General features: G+C 43.5%; 5 protein-coding genes. 4 read left to right on the plus strand and 1 reads right to left on the minus strand.

The annotated features are described in order from the left end of the window. The first annotated feature begins 338 nt into the window (after window positions 1-338). A complete protein-coding gene (locus F6J99_RS38300) occupies window positions 339-509 on the plus strand; it encodes a hypothetical protein (protein WP_293121178.1) in 171 nt (56 codons plus the stop codon). Continuing rightward, window positions 497-1,870 (plus strand): hypothetical protein, encoded by a 1,374-nt coding sequence (locus F6J99_RS38305; RefSeq protein WP_293121180.1) that lies wholly within the window; start codon window positions 497-499, stop codon window positions 1,868-1,870. Before F6J99_RS38300 ends, F6J99_RS38305 begins: the two co-directional genes overlap by 13 nt. A 26-nt stretch (window positions 1,871-1,896) precedes the next feature. On the opposite strand, the gene F6J99_RS38310 is transcribed toward F6J99_RS38305, so the two are convergent. Beyond that, window positions 1,897-2,022, minus strand: coding sequence for a hypothetical protein (locus tag F6J99_RS38310; protein WP_293121182.1), 126 nt, complete (start codon window positions 2,020-2,022; stop codon window positions 1,897-1,899). Window positions 2,023-2,335: 313 nt separating this feature from the next. On the opposite strand from F6J99_RS38310, the gene F6J99_RS38315 reads away from it, so the two are divergent. Next, on the plus strand, window positions 2,336-3,541 hold the full coding sequence (locus F6J99_RS38315; protein WP_293121184.1) for a glycosyltransferase family 4 protein: 1,206 nt from the start codon (window positions 2,336-2,338) through the stop codon (window positions 3,539-3,541). Between the two features lie 1,615 nt (window positions 3,542-5,156). Next, window positions 5,157-6,359, plus strand: a 1,203-nt coding sequence (locus tag F6J99_RS38320) for a methyltransferase domain-containing protein (protein WP_293121185.1), incomplete at its 3' end; no start/stop codon positions are given.

Below are 6,359 nucleotides of genomic sequence, written 5' to 3' on the forward strand. Positions count from 1 at the left end.
TGGAGATGGGGAGATGGGGAGATGGGGCAGCAGAGATTAATCGTAGGGTGGGCAGTGCCTAGCAACGCTATGGCCACCTTCGGAATCGGTCTGGTGCACTGCCCACCGGACATGAAATACATGAACTTAACTATATGAACTTAACCGATTAATCTTTGGTGGGCAGTGCTTACCAAGGGGATTGACAAGCTTGCTGAATCGGTCTGGTGAACTGCCCACCCTACATCAACTACATGAACTTAACCGATTAATCTTTGGTGGGCAGTGCCTAGGAACGGGATTGGCAACCAAAGGAATCTCTCTGGTGCACTGCCCACCCTACATCAACTACTCCTTTGGTGGGCAGTGCCTACCAAGATTATGGCCAGCTTTGGAATCTATCTGGTGCACTGCCCACCCTACATCAACTACATGAACTCCCTGTTCCCTGTTCCCTGTTCCCTGTTCCCTGTTCCCATCAATCCTATATTCACATCTCAAATACAAACGCTATCGTATGGATTTATTAGTAATTGAGTCATTTGCCTTTACTCCTCGTTTAGGAACTGCTGGAGAAATTGCGATTAATGCAGCAGTTGCCGGGAAGAATACCGGATTTTCGTTTCTCCATGTGGAGAATCCCGATGACATTCGATTCCTTCCCAATAGACGTTTTCAAAAGTTGGGAAAACGGAGTTGGACACATAAAGTCTCGAAAGTGGAAAGCCTTTTAAGAAACTATGGCGTGACCACTTTACCGGACGAATTTTTGTCAGAAAAAACTCGTTTACAGATCCAAGACTATGTCCAAAATGCTCCTGATCGCTTGAGCGAGCTCAAAGCCTACAAGTACAAGGACGCTGCTCTGGGTTTAGCTACAGTCTCTTCCCTGATCTGGCACACGAAATCCTTGCATCCCGATCCTGATGACTATTATCCACTTATACAACGATTGTTGGGATGTTCAGCAAGTGTTTATGAAAAGGCTCGGGCACTTATTCTCAAGTATAACCCCCAGAAAATAATTGCTTTTAATGGACGATTAGCTTCCGTTAAAGGGATATTTGAGGCAGCTAAACAGCTTGATGTTGAGGTTCAATACTATGAAAAGGGAGGAACCTATAAGAAATACGAACTGTTTGATCAGCCCCCTCATGATTTTGCCTATATGCGTGAACATATCCAAACCTATTGGCAACAGGCTGGTATCGATAGAGAAGAGTTAGGACATACCTTTTATAAGAATAGAAGGCAGGGAGAGGGAATTGGATCGACTACGTTTACGTCTGAGCAGCAAAAAGGTCTCGTACCTGGGCAAACCGGCAATCATCGTCAGATTGTCTACTACTCTGCTAGTGATGATGAATATGCTGCCATTGGCGACTTGGTCAAGCATCCAATTTTTAAGAATCAAAGGGAAGCCGTAAAGTCTCTGATCAGTTGGATCTCTAATCAGATGGACTGTTATCTGACCATTAGAGTCCATCCTCACCTTAATAAAAAGTCATTAGAAGACCGCAACTGGTGGAATTCTTTGACGGGAAAAAATGTCCAGGTTATTCCCCCGGATTCAAAGGTTGACTCCTATGCATTAATAGACTGGGCTGATGTGGTGGTTACCTATAATTCAACTATTGGTGTGGAAGCCGCTTACTGGGGCAAACCCTCTGTACTTCTGGGGGACAGTAAATACTCTGGGCTGGGGTGTGTTTATCAGCCTAGGTCTGAAGCAGAGGTGTACACATTACTAGAGAACGATTCTCTAGCACCGCTGCCCCAAGAAACCTGCTTGCCCTATGGATATTATAGTTTATCTCGAGGCATCAAATATAACTATTATAATCCCTATAATTCACTCTTTGGCGACTTTGTGGGTCAGGCACTGGACTAATTCAAGTCTGGTTGAATACCCATAATCTAAGGGAGGGTCGGGAGTCGGGAGTCGGGAGCGGTGCGACCCGTGGCGAATTTAATTCGCCTACGGAAAGCGCACTCCCTGGGAGTCGTCAGAAGATTAATCGTAGGGTGGGCAGTGCCTAGCAACGCTATGGCAAGCTTTGGAATCGGTCTGGTACACTGCCCACCCTACATCAACTACATCAACTTAACTACATCAACTTAACCGATTAATCTTTGGTGGGCAGTGCCTAGCCACCTGATGGCCAGCTTCCGAATCGGTCTGGTGCACTGCCCACCCTACATCAACTTAACTACTACTTAATATCATGTCCGGATAATTAGTGATCAAAAACCATCTCCGATTAAACCTTACTCCTTTACTTCAGCATAGCTGCCTTCTGCCAAATGCCTTCGATTCGGCGCAAGCGTGTAAGTATTCAACCGAACATGATATAAGATGCGTATTCTATTCCTCCATCCCAAGTCTTTCTCCCAATTTTCCCACCTCGCTAAGGCATTAGCCCAAGATGATACTAATCAGGTTGTCTTTGGCACTCAGCGCACAGCAGGGAAATTGCCTAAGGTTTCCAAAGCCATCTACAGCGCTGTGAAGACAGTGGGTCCAAAAACTCACTACTACCTTCACAACCTGGAAAGAGATGTCCATGAGGGTCAAGCAGTCTATCACCTATGTACCCGGCTCAAGTCTGAGGGATTTGTTCCTGATGTGGTTTATGGTCATTCCGGTTGGGGCTCGACGCTATATATCAAAGACGTTTTCCCCCAGGCAAAACTGCTGTGCTACTGGGAGTGGTTTCACCATGCCCATGGCTCAAATTTTGACTTTGATCCCTCTGACCCCCTGACCTCTGACGATGAAACCCGGATTCGGACCAAAAATGCTTCAATGTTAATCAGCTTAGTCAGTTGCGATCGCGGATTGTCTCCCACCTACTATCAGTATCAGCAGTTTCCACGGGAGTTCCACAGCAAAATCACTGTACGTCATGATGGCATTGACACTGAGTTCTTTAAACCCAAGCCTGGAGCGAAATTAGTTCTGCCTCGGATTGACTTAGACCTGTCCGAGGTTGAGGAACTGATTACCTATGTCGCACGGGGGATGGAACCTTACCGGGGTTTTCCCCAATTTATGGAAGCGGTGGGGATTCTCCAGCAGCGACGACCAAGGTGTCATGTGGTGGTGGTGGGGGATAATCGGATTGTCTATGGCAAACCTCTACCAGATGGCAAAACCTACAAGGAATTGATGTTGGAAAAGGTGCCTCTGGATTTAGAGAGAGTCCACTTCACTGGCTTCCTGCCCTACTCAGAATATCTGAAAGTCCTGCAAGCTTCCTCTGTCCATATTTATCTGACCTATCCCTTCGTCTTGTCTTGGTCGATGCTAGAGTCAATGGCTACGGGGTGTTTGGTGGTTGGCTCTAATACTGCTCCGGTGATCGAGGTGATAGAAAACGGGGTGAATGGATTATTAGTAGACTTTTTCTCTCCAGAAGACATTGCCGATCGGGTGGAGGAAGCTCTGGATAATCGGGACAAGATGGCTGGGATTCGGGAGAATGCCAGAGAAACGATTCTACAGCGCTATGATTTGGCTAAGTTATTGCCTCAGCATATCCAGTGGATACGGGAGGATTGAGTTGGGTGCATCTGATATTTGTAAAAAAGAATGTAAGTGTGGGGAGATGGGGAGATGGGGAGATGGGGCGGGGGCGCGGGGAGATGGGGAGATGGGGAGATGGGGAGATGGGGAGATGGGGAGATGGGGAGATGGGGCAGATTTTTATTAAGGGTAATTATAGCGTTTCTCATACCTATGAGGTACACTCTTGATTGGCGCTTATTCCCTTAAGACCTTCTTACTTATGCCTTCTGCCTTCTGCCTTCTGCCTTAAAAGGATAAGCAATGTCCTCATGACTCTGAGAATTGCTATATCCTGACATGATATCATTGGTCATTTTCCTTCAGAGGAGAGATAATTTACTCAATTTTTATCAAAAATATCCGGTTTTTTTGTCCTGATATTGACTGTCATAAAATCCTGAAAGCAAAGAGCAATAATGGTTTGGTTTGTCATCAATAAATTTAGGGTAAATTTATTGGCTAAGGACTATAATTTACCAAAACTTTATCAACAATTGCCGGGGATTATATTAAGATATAATCCTAGAGATTACTGCAAAACTATGACTCAAATTAAGGTAAGCTATCAGCTATCAGCTAATGCGCTACGCCCACGCTACTTGAGGTGCTATCAGCTGATGCGCTATAGCAATCCTAAATCATTTGTAAAATCACTGGACTTCTTAAAAACTAGCTCCAACTCCGTTCCCTTCTGCCTTCTGCCTTCTGCCTTCTGCCTTAAAGTAAGAGATTAATCTTCGGGTGGGCAGTGCGTACCAACGGGATTGGCAACCAAAGGAATCTGTCTGATGCACTGCCCACCGACATGAACTTGAACTTAATTTTTTGAAGACAGTCAACCTAATTTAGGTCCAGATTAATCCTAGGGTGGGCAGTGCCTACCAACGGGATTGACAAGCAAAGGAATCTGTCTGATGCACTGCCCACCCTACATGAACTAGTTTCTTATCATGCTTGGGTGTTCGTTACTTGTAACTTGTAACTTGTAACTTGTAACTTGTAACTTGTAACTTGACATGCATGAGATCACCCTGATTAGAAGTGATTAATCGGACTTGATATGACCTATCCCTCCAACGGCACAAGTATATTTTTTAATGATATCACTTTGGGTTCAGTAGCCTAATAATAAGGGTTCTTCAGTACCTTTTATGCTAAAGTTCCAGTTAAAAAACTCAGAAAGCTTACTGTACAAGCGATGCAGCGCGGTCTTGGGGAGGCAGTGCGGTCTTGGACGAAACCTTAGAGAGTGGAGCCTTATTTCATATAACTTAAAAGTATGACCCATAACCTGTCGCTATCAAGGCTCCACTCTCTTACGGTAACTTCAAAGGGGGTCTCCCCCATGAGCAACTGCCGTGGTTTCCACGGGGCTTACAAGGTGCGGACGCAGGTTCCGCACACAGACCCAAAACCATGAGCGACTGCATCAAGACAGGAAAAATCTGCTCTTCAACTAACAAAATTTTCTGAATACGGCCTCTTCCCACTGTTCCCTGTTCCCTATTCCCTCCACTGTTCCCTGTTCCCTGTTCCCTGTTCCCTCTTACAGACTGTTTATTTAGCATAACAAGTACGGTAGAGCCATAATAAGTTAAGTAGGTATACTATGAATAGTAAAAATGCAATTCACCTGGTTATGGGAGTTTCGAGTGCTGGCAAGTCTACATATATTGAATCAAGGATTAAAAATGGAGAATGGAACGACATTCCTGTCATAATGGCTACTGAATTAAAGCCAGAATCAAGGTGGAAATTCTTAAACCAAGACTGCATAATTCATTACAATTTGTATAACCCCTATAAAAGCAATGTAGACCATATTGGTAATGACTTTATGGGAGAGCCAGTGTTAGTTAAAATACTAAACTATCGTGAAAGAATTAGAGCTTATATATTAGTTGCGCCTCGTTCGGAAATTGTTAAGCGGTGTTTATTAAGAGAAAGCATTGAACCGACCTTTAGGAAAAATGTAACCAAAAGATATTCAAAACAAAGAATATTCGAGCTTTTGTGTCGGCTTAATTTAACGGATTTTTACAAGAAATGGTTTTTGTTCCTCAGACAATATGAGATCAGTTTTGAGATTATCAATGCTTCTGCCCAGGCTAACTATTTACCAATTTCCTCCATATCAGAAGCTTTGGACTTATTATCCCTAGAGCAACCAACACACTATTCACAACAAGAACTAGACTATATTGTTGACAACAATATGTTTGGTCATCAGAAAATAGAAGTATATCCTAATAAATTCACTCCTGGTCAGGACAGGTCAGCCAATTTAATAGTTTTAGATCAAGACTTGACAGGGAAATCTGTTTTAGATATTGGATGTGCTTATGGGTATTTCTGTTTTGAGGCAGAAAAAAGGAATGCTTCGAGAGTTGTTGGCACAGAAGTAAAGCGTCATCGATTCCGCGGCTGCAATATTTTAAAAGAAATTCTTGGAAAAAGTAGCGTATTTTTGGAGCAAGACATTTTTACTGACCCGTTAAACGAGAAGTTTGATATAGTGCTATTGCTAAATGTAATACATCAGCTGAAGGAACCCATAAAGGCTCTAAGAACGATCTCACAGCTATGCAACGAAAAATTGATTATCGAATTCCCTACCTTATCAGATCAAAGATTCAAGTCTACTATTTCGTCATCTATTATTTCGGGCTTGCAGAATTTGTTGGACCGTGATAGAAGCGATTCCTCACTGCCACTTATAGGGGTCAGTTTATATTCCACCAAAGACCAAACTTTTTTATTTTCAAAAGAAGCGCTGAAAAGGATACTTGTGGAGCACGATAACCTCTTTAAA

It is taken from the genome of Moorena sp. SIO4G3, from assembly GCF_010692305.1.
Taxonomy (GTDB): Bacteria; Cyanobacteriota; Cyanobacteriia; order Cyanobacteriales; family Coleofasciculaceae; genus Moorena; species Moorena producens_A.